Genomic DNA, 17901 nt, shown 5'->3' on the forward strand with positions numbered 1-17901 from the left:
CAGGCCTCTCCGCCCACCTCCCCCCTCCCCCCCCCCTCCACCACACCCCCCCCCCCCCCCCCCCCCCCCCCCCCCCCCCCCCCCCCGCCCCCCCCCCCCCCCCCCGGCACACCCACGACTTCCCCCTCTCCCGCAGACACAGCAGACAAGGGGGCAGGCAGTGGCGACCAGGAGAAGCCGCAGGCCGGCAAGGCCGCGGACTCGGGGTCCGAGGACAAGGACTCCGCGCCCTGGACCGTCATCGCCATCATCGCCGCGGCCGCCGTTCTCATCGGCGGCGCCTTCGCGGCGGTACGTGTACGCAACAAGCGAGCGTAAACACTCGCTCGGACACTCACGAGAGGGAAGAGAATGAGCTCCAATCCCGGTGGTCAGAGCATTGGCTACGAGGCCGTCACCAAGGCCAAGAACGCCATTGAGGAAACCGCGCACGACATGAGCCAGCAGATCCGCGTGCTGGCCGACGCGATCGCCACGGTCGGTGCCGGGTGGTCCGGTTCCGGTGCCAACCAGTTCGTGACCGCCCAGGACACGCTGAACCGGCGCCACGACGACATCCGCCGCAAGCTGGACGTCCTCTACAACGCCGTGATCGGCACGAAGAACCTCAACCAGGAGAACGACGAAGAGGTCGACGCCGCGTTCCGGGCGATCAACGCGGAGGGTGGCGCCGCCAGCGGCGGCGTGCCCAACACCTCGGGCATCAACGGCCTCTAGGCAGCGTCGCCGGGCGCCGTCCGGCAGCCAGGCCCGCAGGCCTCCGCACGTACGCAGCCACCACACTTCAGACTTCACGAGGAGCAGACATGGGCGACTTGGGTCCCGACCTCAAGATTCGGTATGAGAACGTCCAGGAGATCGCGAACAGCATCCGCGCCATCTCCAAGCGCATCACGGACGACCTCGGGCGCATGGAGGCGGCCGTCAACGTCGTCGCCAACACCTGGGACGGCGAGGCGCACGGTCAGTACCTGAAGGTCCAGAAGGACTACCGGGCCGACGCGCACGACATCCAGCAGACGCTGGAGAAGATCGCCAAGACGATCGAGACCGGCAAGGACAGCTACCACGCGACCGACCTGAAGGCGTCGCGGCTGTTCACCGAGGGCTACTGATCCAAGGGCAGGCGCAGGGAAAGGGGGTCACGCCCGCACGGGCGTGACCCCCTTCCGTATGTTCGCTGTGGCCGCTCACGGCCCCGCCGCGCGCCGGCGCTCAGCGCAGGTCGAACTCGCCGTCCCGCGCCCCCAGGACGAACGCCGTCCACTCCGCCTCCGTGTACCGCAGCACGGTGTCCGGGTCGAGCGACGACCGCATCGCGACGGCGCCGCCGGGCAGATGGGCGATCTCCACCCGCTCCTCCGCCTCTTCGGTGCCGGGTGCGCTGACCCACTCCACGCCCGAGATGTCCAGGGCGTACAGCTCTTCCTTCTCACGTTCGCTGCCCATGTAGCACGTTCCCTTCGAAGTTCAGTGCCTGTCAGCGTAGTTGGAGCGGGCGGCCCGTACCGCCCGTTCCACCTACTGTCACCGCACGGCCGTCACTGCTCCGGGAGCCAGCCCAGCTGCACCAGCGGTGTGCCGCGCTTGCGGGAGACGAAGTAGCCGCGGCCCTGCGGCATCGGGCGGGGGCGGACGTTGCCGAGGACGTCGCCCTCGTTCGGGTCGCCGGACAGGACCACGCCCTGTGCGCCGAGTTCCTTGATGCGCTGCATGAAGGACTCGTACATCGAGCGGGACGCGCCCGCCGAGCTGCGGGCGATGATGAAGCGGACGCCGACGTCCCGGGAGAACGGCAGGTTCTCCACCATCACCGAGAGCGGGTTGCCCGCGTTCGTCGAGACCAGCTCGTAGTCGTCGACGATGATGAAGACCTGCGGGCCCGTCCACCAGGAGCGGTCGCGCAGCTGCTGCGGGGTCACGTCCGGCGGCGGCTGGCGGCGCACCATCAGGTCCGCCAGGGCGTTCATATGCATCTCCAGCGCGCTGGACAGCGGCGCGTACTCCAGCAGATGCGTCTGAGGGACCACGTCCAGGAGCGAGCGGCGGTAGTCGCCGACCACGATCTTCGCCTCGTCCGGCGAGTACCGCTCGGAGATCTTCTGGGCGAGGTGGCGCAGCAGCGCCGTCTTGCCCGACTCGCTCTCACCGAAGACGAGGAAGAACGGGTCGGTCTCGAAGTCGACGAACACCGGCTCCAGATTGGTCTCGTCGATGCCGATCGCCACACCGTGCTGCGGGTACTCGAAGCCCTTCGGCAGCTGGTCGGCCGGGAGCCTGCGGGGGAGCAGCCGGACGGTGGGGGCCGCCGGGCCCTGCCACGCCTCCTTGACCGTGCGCACGAACGCCTCGGTCGCCTCGGAGAGCGTCTCCGGCTCGCACGAGCCGTCCATGCGCGGCAGCGCCGACATGAAGTGCAGCTTCTCCGCGACCTGGCCGCGGCCCGGCATGCCCACCGGCACGTTCGCGGCGACCTTGCGGTCGAACTCGGAGTCCATCGAGTCGCCGAGCCGCAGCTCCAGCCGGCCCAGGATCTGGTCCTTGAGCGCGGCGCGCACCTCCATGTAGCGGGAGGCGGTGAGGATGACGTGGATGCCGTAGCCGAGGCCCCGGCTCGCGATGTCCTGGACGACGCCGTCGAGCATCTCGTAGTCGCCGCGGAACGCGCCCCAGCCGTCGATGACCAGGAACACGTCGCCCCAGGCCTCGCCCGGCAGCTCACCGGCCGCGCGGCGGCGCCGGTAGGTGGAGATGGAGTCGATGCCGTTGGCGCGGAAGAACTCCTCGCGCCGGTTCAGCACGCCCGCGACCTCCGCCACCGTACGCCGCACCCGCTCGGGGTCCAGGCGCGAGGCGATGCCGCCCACGTGCGGCAGGTCGGCGACGGCCGACAGACCGCCACCGCCGAAGTCGAGCCCGTAGAACTGCACTTCGTGCGGGGTGTGGGTGAGCGCGAACGACGAGATCAGGGTGCGCAGCAGCGTCGACTTGCCGGACTGCGGGCCGCCGACGAGCAGCATGTGGCCCGCCGCGCCCGAGAAGTCCCGGTAGAGCACCTCGCGGCGCTGCTCGAAGGGCTTGTCGATGAGGCCGAGCGGCACGATCAGACCGCCCGGGCGGGTGTACTCCGTCGCGCTCAGACCGCGCTCCGCGGTCGTCGCGATGCCCGGCAGCAGCTGGTCGAGCGAGGGCGCGTCGTCCAGCGGCGGCAGCCACACCTGGTGGGCCGGCACGCCCTGCCCCTCCAGGCGCCGCACGATCACGTCGAGCACCGTGTCGGCCAGCGCGTCGTCCTCGCCCGGGCCCCTGAGGGCCGCCGGGTCGGGCGCCGCGTAGACGACCGGCACCGGGGTCGCGGTGAACAGCGCGGGGCGCCGCTCGATGGGCAGCGGGCCCACCGACAGGTCGGGGCCGCCGGAGCGGTAGGTGCCCGACACGTACGCCGCCTTGAAGCGGACCATCTCGTCCGTGCCGAACTTGAGGTAGCCCGAGCCCGGCACCGACGGCAGGTGGTAGGCGTCGGGGACGCCGAGCGCCGTACGCGACTCGGCCGCCGAGAAGGTGCGCAGACCCACGCGGTACGAGAGGTACGTGTCGAGGCCGCGCAGCTTGCCCTCCTCCAGGCGCTGCGAGGCCAGCAGCAGGTGCACGCCCAGGGAGCGGCCGATGCGGCCGATCTGGATGAACATGTCGATGAAGTCGGGCTTGGCGGTGAGGAGTTCGGAGAACTCGTCGATCACCAGGACCAGCGAGGCCAGCGGCTCCAGCGGGGCGCCCGCCGCGCGCGCCTTCTCGTAGTCGTGCATGTTGGCGTAGTTGCCCGCCGAGCGCAGCAGCTCCTGGCGGCGCTGGAGCTCGCCGCGGATCGCGTCGCCCATGCGGTCGACCAGGGTGAGGTCGTCCGCCAGGTTGGTGATGACCGCCGCCACGTGCGGCATCTGCGACATACCTGTGAAGGTCGCGCCGCCCTTGAAGTCCGCGAGGACGAAGTTCAGAGTCTCCGAGGTGTGGGTGACCGCGAGGCCGAGCACCAGGGTGCGCAGCAGCTCCGACTTGCCGGAGCCGGTCGCACCCACGCAGAGGCCGTGCGGGCCCATGCCCTCCTGCGCCGCCTCCTTGAGGTCCAGCATCACCGGCTGGCCGTCCTCGCCGACACCGATCGGCACCCGCAGCCGCTCGGCCGTCGAGCGCGGCCGCCAGGTGCGGGCCACGTCGATGGAGCCCGCGTCGCCCAGGTTCAGCAGGTCCGTGAAGTCCAGGTTGGCGAGCAGCGGCTCGTCGTCGTCCCCGCCGCCCATCTGCAGCGGCGCGAGCTGGCGGGCCAGCGCCTCGGCGGCCGGCAGCGACATCTGGTCGGGCACGCCCTCGTACGCCATCCCGAAGCCCGACTCCAGGCGCAGCCGGCCCGGCCGCACGACCACCGAGAGACCGCCGCGCGGCTCGTCGAGCTCGCCCGGCACCACCTCGATGATGGTGACGCCCTGCAGCCCCTCGGCGGCCGCGAACATCGAGTCCGGCGGCACCATCCCGCCGTCCAGGACCACCACCAGGTGCGGCTGGTCCAGGACCGGCTGGTTGTCCCGGCTGAACCGCGGCCGCCCGTCCAGCCTGCTGCGCAGCAGCAGCTCCAGCTCGCCCAGGTCGTCACCGAACAGCCGCTTCGTACCGGCCCCGTCGACCTGGCCGGGCACCTGGGTGTGCGGCAGCCACTTCGTCCAGTCCCAGCGTTCCACCGCGCCCGGAGCCGCCACCACGGCGACCATCAGGTCGTCGGCGGAGTGCAGCGTCACCAGCTGCGCCACCAGCGCGCGCGCCGCCGACTGGGAGGCGTCCGGGTCGCCGGAGACCGTCACGTGGTAGAAGGCGCGCATCGAGACCGCCATCGGCAGCCCGTCCAGCGAGCCGTGCACCGCCAGGAACTGCTGCATCGCGCCCGCGCACAGCGGCTCCAGCTCGTCCACCGGCGCCGTCTCCGGCGCTATCAGCGGGGTGGCGAGCTGCTGGGCGCCCAGGCCGATCCGGGCCTGCCCGAAGTCGTCGTCGCCGACCCGGCGCTCCCAGACCCGCGAGCCCTCCGCGACCACCGACCACAACTGCTCGGGCGCCGGGTGCAGATACAGCTGCGCGTCGCGCTGGCGGCGCGCGGTCTTGCGCACCGTGCGCCGCGTCTGGGCGAGGTACTTGAGGTAGTCGCGCCGGACATCTGCCATTTGCCCCTGCGCACCCTTGCGGAACTTCACCAGCTGCGCGATCACCATGGCCAGCGTCGACACCAGCATCAGCGCGCCCATGATCTTCATGAACGGTGCCGAGTTGGGCATGAAGAAGAACACCACCGACGAGCCCATGCCGAGCATCGGCAGGAGCTGCATCAGCATCGACTCCTGCTGTCCGCGCGGCAGCTCCGGCGGTGCCTCCAGCCGCAGTTCGTCCGAGGACACTTCGGGCGGCAAGGACCGCGGCGGGCGTTTGACGACGATCTGGCTCACCGGAGCATCAATCCCTCGATACGGACGGTCACTTGCGTTCCGGCGCCCCCGTGACCGCTCATTTCGGGGACTCCCTGCGCGCGACGGTGATCCTACTTGCAGCCTGTGACACCGGAGCCCGGTAGGGTGGCGCGCGCAGTGTGCGCAACCGCGAATCAGGGGGTCCGAGGACGTGAGTACGACCGCAGCGACAGGCTTCTGCCGGGTCACGGTGGTGGCGCCCGACAGTCGCATCGATGTGGCCCTCCCGGAGGACATCGCCGTCGCCGACGTCTATCCGGAGATCCTCCGGCTCACCGGCCAGACCCAGCCGGCGGGCGCGCCCACCGGCTACCACCTGGTGCGCCGCGACGGCACCGTCCTCGACGGCGCCCGCACCCTCGCGGCCCAGCAGGTCCTCGACGGGGAACTGCTGAGCCTGCGCCCGTTCGCCGAGTCGCTGCCGCCCGCCGTCTTCGACGACGTCTCGGATGCCGTCGCCTCGGCCGTCACCCGCGACCGCCATCTGTGGAGCGACGACCTGCTGCGCGGCGCCGGCCTGGTCGGCGGCGTCCTGCTGCTCGTCCTGATGGGCTTCGTCCTCTGGTACGCGGACCCGGTCGACCACGACATGCACGGCCTGCCCGGCATCATCGCGGGCTCCGCGGGACTGCTGCTCACCGCCTTCGCGGGGGTCCGGGCCCGGGTCTACTCCGACCGCGCCAGCGCCGTGGCCCTGGGCCTGGGCGCGCTGCCGCTGCTGCTGATCGCCGGCTCCGGCATCATCGGCCCGGACAGCGGCGACGGACCCGGCAAGCTCCAGTTCCTGCTCGGCTGCGTCACCGTCCTGGTCGCCTCGGTGTCCCTGGTCGTCCTCACCCCGAGCGGCGACGCCCCGTTCGTGGCGGCCACCTTCCTCGCCGCCACCGGCACCCTCGCCACCTTCGTGGCGATCCTCACCGAGTCCACCGCCACCCGGACGGCCGCGGTCTGCGCCCCGGTCGCCATCGGCCTGGTCGCCTTCCTGCCGGGTCTCTCGGCCCGCTTCGCCCGGCTCCCCATCGGCTACGCCTCCCCGCGCAGCGCCGCCGGAGACGACTTCGGCGCCGAGCCCAGCAGCGCCCCCGACGCCCGCCCCGTCGACGCCGAGCGCATAGCCGCCCAGGCCCGGCGCGGCCACGAGATGCTGCTCGGCCTGGTCGGCGGCTGCGCCGCGACCGTGGTCGGCTCCGCCGCCGTCCTCGGCTTCTCGCACAGCGTCTACGGCCAGCTCCTCGCGCTCGCCGCCGGGCTCGCCATGCTGCTGCGCGCGCGTCTGTTCCGCTACACCTCGCAGGTCGCCTGCGTCCTGGTGGCCGGGATCGCCGCGATCGCCCTGCTGGTCCTCGGCCTCTCCCTGAACCCGCCCGGCGACCTGCTGTACGACTTCGTCCGCTACGGCGACCGGGGCTCCCTCGACATCCGTACGATCTGGCTCTCCGCGGCCGTCGCGGCCGGCGCGGCCCTGATCACCGCCATCGGCCTGATCATCCCGAAGAAGGGCCTCTCGCCGTTCTGGGGCCGCACCCTCGACCTCGCCGAGGGCGCCGTACTGCTCTCGCTGGTCCCGCTCTGCCTGGCCGTCCTGGACATCTTCGACCGGGCCCGCTCGCTCACCAGCGGCTGACGGGCCCGGGGGCCCCGGGACACGCCCGGGGGCGGGCGACCCCCGATCGGACGAGTCCCGGCGTACTGGTACGCTGTGTGACGGCCGTTTGTGTACGCGTCTTCGGATTCTTCTGAAGGCTGCGCCCAGCGGATCCCCGCCTCCCGAGTAACGGAAGCTCCCCTGAGACAAAGACCAGGGGCACTCGGTGGCACATTTCGACTACGAGGAGTACCGAGTGTCTCTCGACGCCGCTACGAAGAAGCAGATCATGTCCGAGTTCGGCCAGAAGGAGGGCGACACCGGCTCCCCCGAGGTTCAGGTCGCCATGCTCTCCCGCCGCATCTCGGACCTGACCGAGCACCTCAAGACCCACAAGCACGACCACCACTCCCGTCGTGGTCTGCTGATCCTGGTGGGCCAGCGCCGCCGCCTGCTGCAGTACCTGGCCAAGAAGGACATCCAGCGCTTCCGTACGCTGGTCGACCGCCTGGGCATCCGCCGCGGTGCGGCCGGCGGCGCCAAGTAAGTCGCCGTGAAGGGAGCGGTTCCCACCTATTAGGGGGCCGCTCCCTTTGCTGTACGTGCGGGACGTACCGGACGCTCAGTAGTCTGGTCGTACAACGCAACACGCAACGCAACACACAATGAGCGAGAAGCCTCCTCCCGCCGCCGGTCCTCGGTAGTGGCCTCCGGGGAGACAACGCCCCCGGATGCTTCGATCGAAGACCGGTCCGCAGCCCAGGAGGGCTTCTCCGCCACACCGTCCCCCCGCCACACGGGCCCGGGGACGAAAGACGATGAGTATCGGAGAAAATGCTAGTGGAGAACGAGACCCACTACGCCGAGGCCGTTATTGACAACGGATCCTTCGGCACCCGCACCATCCGCTTCGAGACGGGCCGCCTGGCCAAGCAGGCCGCCGGCTCCGCCGTCGCGTACCTGGACGACGACACGATGGTCCTTTCGGCCACCACCGCGTCCAAGAAGCCCAAGGACCAGCTCGACTTCTTCCCCCTGACGGTGGACGTCGAGGAGCGGATGTACGCGGCCGGCAAGATCCCCGGCTCCTTCTTCCGCCGGGAGGGCCGCCCCTCCGAGGACGCGATCCTCACCTGCCGCCTGATCGACCGCCCGCTGCGCCCGTCCTTCAAGAAGGGACTGCGCAACGAGATCCAGGTCGTCGCCACGATCATGGCGCTCAACCCCGACCACCTGTACGACGTGGTCGCCATCAACGCCGCCTCCTGCTCCACGCAGCTGGCCGGCCTGCCCTTCTCCGGCCCGATCGGCGGCGTCCGCGTCGCGCTGATCCGCGGCCAGTGGGTGGCCTTCCCGACGCACACCGAGCTCGAGGACGCCGTCTTCGACATGGTCGTCGCGGGTCGCGCCCTCGAGGACGGCGACGTCGCGATCATGATGGTCGAGGCCGAGGCCACCGACAAGACGATCCAGCTGGTCAAGGGCGGCGCCGAGGCGCCGACCGAGGAGGTCGTCGCCGCCGGTCTGGACGCCGCGAAGCCCTTCATCAAGGTGCTCTGCAAGGCCCAGGCCGAGCTCGCCGCCAAGGCCGCGAAGCCGACCGGCGAGTTCCCGGTCTTCCTCGACTACCAGGACGACGTCCTGGAGGCGCTCAGCGCCGCGGTCAAGGGCGAGCTCGCCCAGGCGCTGACCATCGCGGGCAAGCTGGACCGCGAGGCCGAGCTGGACCGCGTCAAGGAGCTGGCCGCCGAGAAGCTCCTGCCGGCCTTCGAGGGCCGCGAGAAGGAGATCTCCGCCGCGTACCGCGCGCTGACCAAGAAGCTGGTCCGCGAGCGCGTCATCAAGGACAAGGTCCGCATCGACGGCCGCGGGATCACGGACATCCGTACCCTGGCCGCCGAGGTCGAGGCCATCCCGCGCGTGCACGGCTCGGCGCTGTTCGAGCGTGGCGAGACCCAGATCCTGGGCGTCACCACCCTCAACATGCTCCGTATGGAGCAGCAGCTGGACACCCTTTCCCCGGTGACCCGCAAGCGCTACATGCACAACTACAACTTCCCGCCGTACTCGGTCGGCGAGACCGGCCGCGTGGGCTCGCCCAAGCGCCGCGAGATCGGCCACGGCGCGCTCGCCGAGCGCGCGATCGTGCCGGTCCTGCCGACGCGCGAGGAGTTCCCGTACGCGATCCGTCAGGTGTCCGAGGCCCTCGGCTCCAACGGCTCGACGTCCATGGGCTCGGTCTGCGCCTCCACCATGTCGCTGCTGAACGCCGGTGTGCCGCTCAAGGCCCCCGTCGCCGGTATCGCCATGGGTCTGATCTCCCAGGAGATCGACGGCAAGACGCACTACGTCGCCCTCACCGACATCCTCGGTGCGGAGGACGCCTTCGGCGACATGGACTTCAAGGTCGCCGGTACGAAGGAGTTCGTCACCGCCCTCCAGCTCGACACCAAGCTGGACGGCATCCCGGCCTCCGTCCTGGCCGCGGCCCTCAAGCAGGCCCGCGACGCCCGCCTCCACATCCTCGACGTGATGATGGAAGCGATCGACACGCCGGACGAGATGTCCCCGAATGCCCCGCGGATCATCACCGTCAAGATCCCGGTGGACAAGATCGGTGAGGTCATCGGCCCCAAGGGCAAGATGATCAACCAGATCCAGGAGGACACCGGCGCCGAGATCACGATCGAGGACGACGGCACCATCTACATCGGTGCCCAGGTCGGCTCGCAGGCCGAGGCCGCCCGCGCCACGATCAACGCGATCGCCAACCCGACCATGCCGGAGGTCGGCGAGCGCTACCTGGGTACGGTCGTCAAGACCACCACCTTCGGTGCCTTCGTCTCCCTCATGCCCGGCAAGGACGGTCTGCTGCACATCTCGCAGATCCGCAAGCTCGCCGGTGGCAAGCGCGTGGAGAACGTCGAGGACGTGCTCGCGGTCGGCTCCAAGGTCCAGGTCGAGATCGCGGAGATCGACTCCCGCGGCAAGCTCTCGCTGATCCCGGTCGTCGAGGGTGAAGACGGCGACGAGACGAAGGACGACACCGACAAGTGACGTCCCGTAGCTCCAAGACGACGGCCCGCACCTCTTCGGAGGCGCGGGCCGTCGCCCGTACCCAAACGCTTCTCCAGGGCACCAACGGCATCGGCACCGTCCGCCGCACGACCCTTCCCGGCGGCCTGCGCGTCGTCACCGAGACGCTGCCCTCCGTACGGTCGGCGACCTTCGGCATCTGGGTCCAGGTCGGCTCCCGCGACGAGACGCCCACGCTCAACGGCGCCACGCACTATCTGGAGCACCTCCTCTTCAAGGGCACGCGCAAGCGCAGCGCCCTCGACATCTCCTCCGCGATCGACGCGGTCGGCGGCGAGATGAACGCCTTCACGGCGAAGGAGTACACCTGCTACTACGCGCGCGTGCTCGACACCGACCTGCCGCTGGCGATCGACGTCGTCTGCGACATGCTGACCGGCTCCCTCATCCTCGAAGAGGATGTGGACGCCGAGCGCGGTGTCATCCTCGAAGAGATCGCGATGACCGAGGACGACCCGGGCGACTGCGTGCACGACCTGTTCGCGCACACCATGCTCGGCGACACCCCGCTGGGCCGCCCGGTCCTCGGCACGGTCGACACGATCAACGCGCTGACCCGGGCGCAGGTCGCCCGCTTCTACAAGAAGCACTACGACCCGCGCCACCTGGTCGTCGCGGCCGCCGGAAACGTCGACCACGCCACCGTCGTACGCCAGGTCCGCAAGGCCTTCGAGAAGGCCGGCGCCCTCACCCGTACGGACGCGGTCCCGGTCGCCCCGCGCGAGGGCGTCCGCACCCTGAAGACGGCGGGCCGCGTCGAGCTCCTCAACCGGCGCACCGAGCAGGCGCACGTCGTCCTCGGCATGCCGGGCCTGGCCCGCACCGACGAGCGCCGCTGGGCGCTCGGCGTGCTGAACACGGCCCTGGGCGGCGGTATGTCGTCCCGCCTCTTCCAGGAGGTACGGGAGAAGCGCGGCCTCGCCTACAGCGTGTACTCGTACACCTCGGGCTTCGCCGACTGCGGCCTGTTCGGCGTGTACGCGGGCTGCCGCCCCAGCCAGGTCCACGACGTCCTGAAGATCTGCCGGGACGAGCTGGACCGGGTCGCCTCGGACGGGCTGTCGGACGAGGAGATCGGCCGCGCGGTCGGCCAGCTCTCCGGCTCGACCGTCCTGGGCCTTGAGGACACGGGCGCGCTGATGAACCGCATCGGCAAGAGCGAGCTGTGCTGGGGCACCCAGATGTCGGTCGACGACATGCTGGCCCGGATAGCCGCGGTCACCCCGGACGACGTCCGCGAGGTGGCCCGTGATGTGCTGGGCCGGCGTCCCTCGCTGTCCGTCATCGGCCCGCTGAAGGACAAGCAGGCCGACCGCCTCCATGAAGCGGTCTCCTGATCCGTACGTGTACGCAAGGACGTAAGGAAGCAACATGAGCAAGCTGCGCGTGGCGGTTCTCGGCGCCAAGGGCCGCATCGGTTCCGAAGCGGTACGGGCCGTGGAAGCGGCCGAGGACATGGAGCTGGTGGCCGCGCTGGGCCGGGGCGACAAGCTGGAGGCGCTCGCCGACGCGGACGCCCAGGTCGTGGTCGAACTGACCACCCCCGCCTCGGTGATGGGCAACCTCGACTTCTGTGTGCGCCACGGGATGCACGCGGTCGTCGGCACCACCGGCTGGACCGAGGACCGCCTCGCGCAGCTCACCACCTGGCTGGACGGCTCGCCGTCCACCGGTGTGCTCATCGCGCCGAACTTCTCCATCGGGGCCGTCCTGACGATGAAGTTCGCGCAGCTCGCCGCCCCCTACTTCGAGTCCGTCGAGGTCGTCGAACTGCACCATCCCAACAAGGTGGACGCGCCCTCGGGCACCGCGACGCGCACCGCGCAGCTGATCGCGGCGGCCCGCGCCGAGGCGGGGGTCGGCCCCGCGCCGGACGCCACGGCGACGGCGCTGGACGGGGCGCGCGGCGCGGACGTCGACGGCGTCCCCGTCCACGCGGTCCGGCTGCGCGGTCTGCTGGCGCACCAGGAGGTCCTCCTGGGCGCCGAGGGCGAGACGTTGACGATCCGTCATGACTCGCTCCACCACAGCAGCTTCATGCCGGGCATCCTGCTCGGCGCGCGCCGCGTGGTGACCACTCCGGGCCTGACCTTCGGCCTGGAACACTTCCTCGACCTGAACTGAGCTGGACTGCCGGTCATGCGCGCAAAGATCACTTACTTCGTCACGGCTGCCGTCCTGGTCTTCTACTTCGTCCTGGTCGGCAGCCGGGGCCTGATGCTCATCCAGGACGGCAAGCTGATCACCGTCACCATGGGGATCGCGGTCCTGGTGCTGCCGCTGATCGGCATCTGGTTCCTCTGGGCCAACACCCGCTTCGTGACCCGGGCCAACGCCCTCGCCGCCGAACTGGAGGCCGAGGGCGGCCTCCCGGTCGACGAACTGGTCCGCACCCCGGCCGGCCGCATCGACCGCGACTCGGCCGACGAGGTCTTCGCCCGCCGCAAGGCCGAGACGGAGGACGCGCCGAACGACTGGCGCTGCTGGTTCCGCCTGGCCGTGGCCTACCAGGACGCCCGCGACACCCCCCGCGCCCGCAAGGCGATGCAGCGAGCTATCACGCTGCGGGAGGCGGCGGAGTAGTCCGGCGGAGTGCTTTGTACGCCGGTGCCCCGCGGGGCACCGCCCGGGATCAGGGGCGCCCGTACTCCGCGCCCCAGACCTCCACCGTGTCGGCCGCCCGGTCGAACGCCTCGACGCGCGACAGGAAGTCCGCGTTGTGGTCGGTGAGCAGCACCGGAAGCGTCGCCCCGCCGCGCCGGGAGACGAGCAGTGCCTGCCCCTGCACGGTCCGGGGCAGCCCGAGCCACCGCACCGGCTGCTGCACCGTCCGCACGTTCTCGATCTGCTGCCACGGCATCGTGGAGGTGCGCAGGAAGCGGACCCGCCGCAGCCCGGCCCGGCTGACCCAGACGCCCATCCGCAGCAGCCGCAGCGCCGACGCGATCACGGCGAGGGCGACCACCAGGACAGCGAGCGCCGCGGCCGGACCGCTGGTGAACGCGATGATCACCGCGGCGAGCAGCACGAACGAGGCCAGGAGCAGCAGCACGGCGGCTGCTCCGACCCGCCAGGGGCCCGGTCGGTAGGGACGCCGCCAGCGGTCGTGGTCGTCGAAGGGCAGCGCGACATCGTCGGCGGTCGCATCGAATGCGCGGTCGGCCGTCAGGAAGGGCAGGGGCACGACTGATCCTCACTCACAAGCACGCTCGATTGGCTGTGCCCGGTGAGGCTACCCAGGAGGCAGTCGGACGACCACTTTCGGGGGGCCATGGGGGTGTCTCCCACGCCACTCGGACGATGGGGGAGAGTCAGCGGCCGTCCGCCTGGGACTGCTGGGAGTGTCCCGGAGACTGGGCCGGTTCGAGCGCGGGCAGGCCGAACAGGAGCGAGCCCGCGAGCCCGGCGACCACAGTGAGCCCGACCAGCGTACGGCCCAGTATTCGACCGGCGCCGGCACGCTCGCGCGGCGGCGGGGCGACATTGCTGCGGAAGCGGTCGGCCTCGGCGACGAACGTGAAGGGGACGGACTCCCGCCGGCGGAACATGAGGGGCTTCTCCTTGCCTCTGGGGTGGTGCACGGGCTGTGGTGGTGTGCTCGAACTGTGATGCGTCTACTGATACAGACGCGCGGAGTTGAGGATTGGTGCCCGAATTCCCGAATTGGCCGAAGAATTCTATGACGGTTCGTCACGGCGGGCGTTGTCGGTGCCGGGCCGTAAGGTGGTCGCCGCCGTACCAACTGGAAGGACCCGTCGGTGACCGACACTCCCGCCGCAGACCTCACGCCCAGCTTCCGCGGTGACGTCACCGTCGAGCTGGTGAAGCACACGGCGGGCGACTCCGACGTGCTGTGGGCGGCCCGTGTCTCCACCGCCGGCGAGCAGTCTCTGGAGGAGCTCCAGAAGGACCCCGAGCGCTCCCGCGGCTTGATCAACTACCTGATGCGGGACCGGCACGGCAGCCCCTTCGAGCACAACTCGATGACGTTCTTCATCAGCGCCCCCATCTTCGTCTTCCGCGAGTTCATGCGGCACCGGGTGGGCTGGTCGTACAACGAGGAGTCCGGCCGCTACCGGGAGCTCCAGCCGGTGTTCTACGTGCCGGGAGCCGACCGCAAGCTCATCCAGCAGGGCCGCCCCGGCAAGTACGAGTTCGTGGCGGGCACCGAGGCCCAGCAGGAGCTGACAGCCCCCGTGATGGAGGACTCCTACCGCCAGGCGTACGAGGCGTACCAGGAGATGCTGGCGGCGGGCGTGGCCCGCGAGGTCGCCCGCGCCGTGCTCCCGGTCGGCCTGTTCTCGTCGATGTACGCGACGTGCAACGCCCGTTCCCTGATGCACTTCCTGGGGCTGCGCACCCAGCACGAGCAGGCGAAGGTGCCGTCGTTCCCGCAGCGGGAGATCGAGATGGTCGGTGAGAAGATGGAGGGGCATTGGGCGAAGCTGATGCCGCTCACCTATGCCGCCTTCAACACCAACGGCCGCGTCGCCCCGTAAGTGGTCCGAATCCGCCTGTACGGGCACAGGTGTACGGACAGCCCGCGCAAAGTGTCCGTATTGCGGCGTTTCATGAAGTTCATCTAGGCTGATCAAACGGACCCGGCACTGCTTGAACCCCCGAGCAGGCAGTGCCGGGCTCCCTCTGCCAGGTCCCCCGAGGGGACACCCGGCGCTGAGCAGCGAGTAGCGTGTTACCCATGGCTCCGATCTCCACTCCGCAGACCCCCTTCGGGCGGGTCCTCACCGCCATGGTCACGCCCTTCACGGCGGACGGCGCACTCGACCTCGACGGCGCGCAGCGGCTCGCCGTCCACCTGGTCGACGCAGGTAACGACGGACTGATCGTCAACGGCACCACCGGCGAGTCCCCGACCACCAGCGACGCGGAGAAAGACCAGCTCGTACAGGCCGTACTGGAAGCGGTCGGAGACCGGGCCCACGTCGTCGCCGGCATCGGCACCAATGACACGCGTCACACCCTGGAGCTGGCCCGCACGGCCGAACGCTCCGGCGCACACGGCCTGCTCGCTGTCACGCCGTACTACAACAAGCCCCCTCAGGAGGGCCTGTACCGGCACTTCTCGGCCATCGCCGACGCCACCGAGCTCCCGGTGATGCTCTACGACATCCCCGGCCGCAGCGGTGTCCCGATCGACACCGAAACCTTGGTGCGCCTCGCCGAGCACCCGCGTATCGTCGCCAACAAGGACGCCAAGGGCGACCTCGGCCGTGCCAGCTGGGCCATCGCCCGCTCCGGCCTCGCCTGGTACTCCGGCGACGACATGCTCAACCTGCCGCTGCTCTCGGTCGGCGCTGTCGGCTTCGTCTCCGTCGTCGGCCATGTGGTCACCCCCGAGCTGCGTGCGCTCCTCGACGCGTACCTCTCGGGCAACGTCCAGAAGGCCACCGAGATCCACCAGCGGCTGCTCCCGGTGTACACGGGCATGTTCCGTACCCAGGGAGTGATCACCACCAAGGCCGCGCTGGCCCTCCAGGGGCTCCCCGGCGGGCCGCTGCGACTGCCGATGGTCGACCTGACGGCGGAGGAAACCGCCCAGCTCAAGATCGATCTTGCGGCCGGCGGGGTACAGCTCTAGCTCCTGCGGGGTAGAGCTGTCACCACAGACTTCACAACTGAATACGCAGAACGAAACCGACAACAGCAAGTGCACGAATGTCATGCGCGCCACGTGCCCTATAGGTACGTGGCGTGCGTGGTGAGGAGAGTCTTTTGAGTCATCCGCATCCCGAACTCGGCACCCCGCCGCAGCTTCCCAAGAACGGCCTGCGCGTCACCCCGCTCGGCGGCCTCGGCGAAATCGGCCGGAACATGACGGTCTTCGAGTACGGCGGCCGCCTGCTCATCGTCGACTGCGGCGTGCTCTTCCCCGAGGAGGAGCAGCCCGGCGTCGACCTGATCCTGCCGGACTTCAGCAGCATCAGGGACCGCCTCGACGACATCGAGGGCATCGTGCTCACGCACGGCCACGAGGACCACATCGGCGGCGTCCCGTACCTGCTCCGCGAGAAGCCGGACATCCCGCTGATCGGCTCCAAGCTGACCCTCGCGCTGATCGAGGCGAAGCTCCAGGAGCACCGCATCCGCCCGTACACGCTGGAGGTCGCCGAGGGCGACCGCGAGCGCCTGGGCCCCTTCGACTGCGAGTTCATCGCGGTCAACCACTCCATCCCGGACGCCCTCGCAGTCGCCATCCGCACCCCCGCGGGCCTGGCCGTCGCCACCGGCGACTTCAAGATGGACCAGCTCCCGCTGGACGGGCGCCTCACGGACCTGCACGCCTTCGCCCGGCTGAGCGAGGAGGGCATCGACCTCCTCCTCTCCGACTCGACGAACGCCGAGGTCCCCGGCTTCGTGCCGCCGGAGCGGGACATCTCCAACGTCCTGCGCACGGTGTTCGCCAACGCCGACAAGCGGATCATCGTGGCCAGCTTCGCCAGCCATGTGCACCGCATCCAGCAGATCCTGGACGCCGCCCACGAGTACGGCCGCCGGGTCGCCTTCGTCGGCCGCTCGATGGTCCGCAACATGGGCATCGCGCGCGACCTCGGCTATCTGAAGGTCCCCGCGGGTCTCGTCGTGGACGTCAAGACCCTCGACGACCTGCCGGACGACGAGGTCGTGCTGGTCTGCACCGGTTCGCAGGGCGAGCCCATGGCGGCCCTGTCCCGAATGGCCAACCGCGACCACCAGATCCGGATCGTCCAGGGCGACACGGTGATCCTGGCTTCGTCCCTGATCCCGGGCAACGAGAACGCGGTCTACCGCGTCATCAACGGCCTGACCCGCTGGGGCGCGAACGTCGTCCACAAGGGCAACGCCAAGGTGCACGTCTCGGGCCACGCCTCGGCCGGCGAGCTGCTGTACTTCTACAACATCTGCAAGCCGAAGAACCTGATGCCGGTCCACGGCGAATGGCGTCACCTGCGGGCGAACGCGGAGCTCGGAGCCCTCACCGGCGTCCCGAAGAACCACATCGTCATCGCCGAGGACGGCGTGGTCGTCGACCTGGTCGACGGCGCCGCGAAGATCGTCGGCAAGGTCCAGGCGGGTTACGTGTACGTGGACGGCCTCTCGGTCGGCGACGTCACCGAGTCCTCGCTCAAGGACCGCCGCATCCTCGGGGACGAGGGCATCATCTCGGTCTTCGTGGTCATCGACGCGTCGAGCGGCAAGATCGTCAGCGGTCCGACGATCCAGGCACGCGGCTCCGGCATCGAGGACTCGGCGTTCACGCCGGCGCTCTCGAAGGTCGAAGAGGCGATCAACAAGTCGGCCCAGGACGGCGTCGTGGAGCCCCACCAGCTCCAGCAGCTGATCCGCCGCTCGGTCGGCAAGTGGGTCTCGGACACGTACCGTCGGCGCCCGATGATCCTCCCGGTCGTCGTCGAGGTCTGACGACCCGTCTGATACCAACGGCGTACGCCCGGAGCGGGGCCCTCGATTTGCGTCGGGGCGCCCCGCTCCAGTACGTTTACATCTCCTCCAGACGGGAACCCGGCACCTTCGCGTGCCTCCCGCGTCATCGACGCGGGACACCAGGGAAACCGAACGGGAGGGAAATTCCGACTCAGAATCTCTGGTAAAGTCGGAGCCGCCGGAAAGGGAAACGCGAAAGCGAAAACCTGGAAAGCGAATCCCGCTGACTGGGAATCGGACGCGAAAGAGTCTGATAGAGTCGGAAACGAA

Annotated in this window: 15 protein-coding genes; 11 read left to right on the forward strand and 4 right to left on the reverse strand. The window is 70.0% G+C overall.

What is annotated here, in order from left to right; genetic code table 11:
* The first annotated feature begins 351 nt into the window (after nt 1–351).
* A complete protein-coding gene (locus tag ACZ499_RS37680) occupies nt 352–717 on the forward strand; it encodes a WXG100 family type VII secretion target (RefSeq protein WP_468413682.1) in 366 nt (121 codons plus the stop codon).
* A gap of 89 nt (nt 718–806) precedes the next feature.
* Complete coding sequence (locus ACZ499_RS37685; RefSeq protein WP_468681410.1) at nt 807–1115, forward strand: WXG100 family type VII secretion target; 309 nt, start codon at nt 807–809, stop codon at nt 1113–1115.
* 100 nt (nt 1116–1215) lie between these two features.
* Here ACZ499_RS37685 and ACZ499_RS37690 read toward each other — a convergent pair whose 3' ends face one another.
* Both ACZ499_RS37690 and eccCa read right to left on the reverse strand, forming a co-directional pair.
* Nucleotides 1216–1449 (reverse strand): DUF397 domain-containing protein, encoded by a 234-nt coding sequence (locus ACZ499_RS37690; protein ID WP_385545939.1) that lies wholly within the window; start codon nt 1447–1449, stop codon nt 1216–1218.
* Nucleotides 1450–1541: 92 nt separating this feature from the next.
* Entirely contained in the window at nt 1542–5489 is a 3948-nt protein-coding gene (gene eccCa, locus ACZ499_RS37695; protein ID WP_468681413.1) for a type VII secretion protein EccCa, read from the reverse strand.
* Between the two features lie 172 nt (nt 5490–5661).
* Here eccCa and eccD point away from each other — a divergent pair, with 172 nt between their 5' ends.
* From eccD to ACZ499_RS37725, 6 genes are all read left to right on the forward strand, one after another.
* On the forward strand, nt 5662–7134 hold the full coding sequence (eccD, locus tag ACZ499_RS37700) for a type VII secretion integral membrane protein EccD (RefSeq protein ID WP_468681415.1): 1473 nt from the start codon (nt 5662–5664) through the stop codon (nt 7132–7134).
* 217 nt (nt 7135–7351) lie between these two features.
* Nucleotides 7352–7642: a 30S ribosomal protein S15 gene (gene rpsO, locus ACZ499_RS37705; protein WP_344078972.1), complete on the forward strand. Its 291-nt coding sequence runs from the start codon at nt 7352–7354 to the stop codon at nt 7640–7642.
* Nucleotides 7643–7935: 293 nt separating this feature from the next.
* Complete coding sequence (locus ACZ499_RS37710; protein WP_385545930.1) at nt 7936–10152, forward strand: polyribonucleotide nucleotidyltransferase; 2217 nt, start codon at nt 7936–7938, stop codon at nt 10150–10152.
* On the forward strand, nt 10149–11528 hold the full coding sequence (locus tag ACZ499_RS37715) for a M16 family metallopeptidase (protein WP_468681417.1): 1380 nt from the start codon (nt 10149–10151) through the stop codon (nt 11526–11528). The genes ACZ499_RS37710 and ACZ499_RS37715 overlap by 4 nt, the downstream gene beginning before the upstream one ends.
* Before the next feature lie 34 nt (nt 11529–11562).
* A complete protein-coding gene (gene dapB, locus ACZ499_RS37720; protein ID WP_361390733.1) occupies nt 11563–12315 on the forward strand; it encodes a 4-hydroxy-tetrahydrodipicolinate reductase in 753 nt (250 codons plus the stop codon).
* A gap of 15 nt (nt 12316–12330) precedes the next feature.
* Nucleotides 12331–12774 carry a hypothetical protein gene (locus ACZ499_RS37725; protein ID WP_385545921.1) on the forward strand — a complete coding sequence of 148 codons (444 nt, stop codon included), beginning with the start codon at nt 12331–12333 and terminating at the stop codon, nt 12772–12774.
* A 49-nt stretch (nt 12775–12823) separates the two neighbouring features.
* On the opposite strand, the gene ACZ499_RS37730 is transcribed toward ACZ499_RS37725, so the two are convergent.
* On the reverse strand, nt 12824–13375 hold the full coding sequence (locus ACZ499_RS37730) for a PH domain-containing protein (RefSeq protein WP_468681420.1): 552 nt from the start codon (nt 13373–13375) through the stop codon (nt 12824–12826).
* Nucleotides 13376–13502: 127 nt separating this feature from the next.
* On the reverse strand, nt 13503–13739 hold the full coding sequence (locus ACZ499_RS37735) for a hypothetical protein (protein WP_385825415.1): 237 nt from the start codon (nt 13737–13739) through the stop codon (nt 13503–13505).
* 210 nt (nt 13740–13949) lie between these two features.
* Between ACZ499_RS37735 and thyX the strand changes: the two genes are divergently transcribed.
* From thyX to ACZ499_RS37750, 3 genes are all read left to right on the forward strand, one after another.
* The gene (gene thyX, locus ACZ499_RS37740; protein ID WP_468681421.1) at nt 13950–14690 is read left to right on the forward strand and encodes an FAD-dependent thymidylate synthase; all 741 of its coding nucleotides are present in this window, start codon (nt 13950–13952) and stop codon (nt 14688–14690) included.
* Nucleotides 14691–14890: 200 nt separating this feature from the next.
* Nucleotides 14891–15790, forward strand: a complete 900-nt coding sequence (dapA, locus tag ACZ499_RS37745) for a 4-hydroxy-tetrahydrodipicolinate synthase (RefSeq protein WP_468681423.1) — start codon at nt 14891–14893, stop codon at nt 15788–15790.
* Between the two features lie 134 nt (nt 15791–15924).
* Entirely contained in the window at nt 15925–17610 is a 1686-nt protein-coding gene (locus ACZ499_RS37750; RefSeq protein WP_468413660.1) for a ribonuclease J, read from the forward strand.
* Nucleotides 17611–17901 lie beyond the last annotated feature (291 nt).

It is taken from the genome of Streptomyces sp. NPDC031265, assembly GCF_055570295.1.

What these genes read in the sequence shown, in the direction of transcription:
- ACZ499_RS37680 (WP_468413682.1), top strand. Translation starts at nt 352, where the DNA reads ATGAGCTCCAATCCCGGTGGTCAGAGCATTGGCTACGAGGCCGTCACC.
- ACZ499_RS37685 (WP_468681410.1), top strand. Translation starts at nt 807, where the DNA reads ATGGGCGACTTGGGTCCCGACCTCAAGATTCGGTATGAGAACGTCCAG.
- ACZ499_RS37690 (WP_385545939.1), bottom strand. Translation starts at nt 1,449, where the DNA reads ATGGGCAGCGAACGTGAGAAGGAAGAGCTGTACGCCCTGGACATCTCG.
- dapB (WP_361390733.1), top strand. Translation starts at nt 11,563, where the DNA reads ATGAGCAAGCTGCGCGTGGCGGTTCTCGGCGCCAAGGGCCGCATCGGT.
- ACZ499_RS37725 (WP_385545921.1), top strand. Translation starts at nt 12,331, where the DNA reads ATGCGCGCAAAGATCACTTACTTCGTCACGGCTGCCGTCCTGGTCTTC.
- ACZ499_RS37735 (WP_385825415.1), bottom strand. Translation starts at nt 13,739, where the DNA reads ATGTTCCGCCGGCGGGAGTCCGTCCCCTTCACGTTCGTCGCCGAGGCC.
- dapA (WP_468681423.1), top strand. Translation starts at nt 14,891, where the DNA reads ATGGCTCCGATCTCCACTCCGCAGACCCCCTTCGGGCGGGTCCTCACC.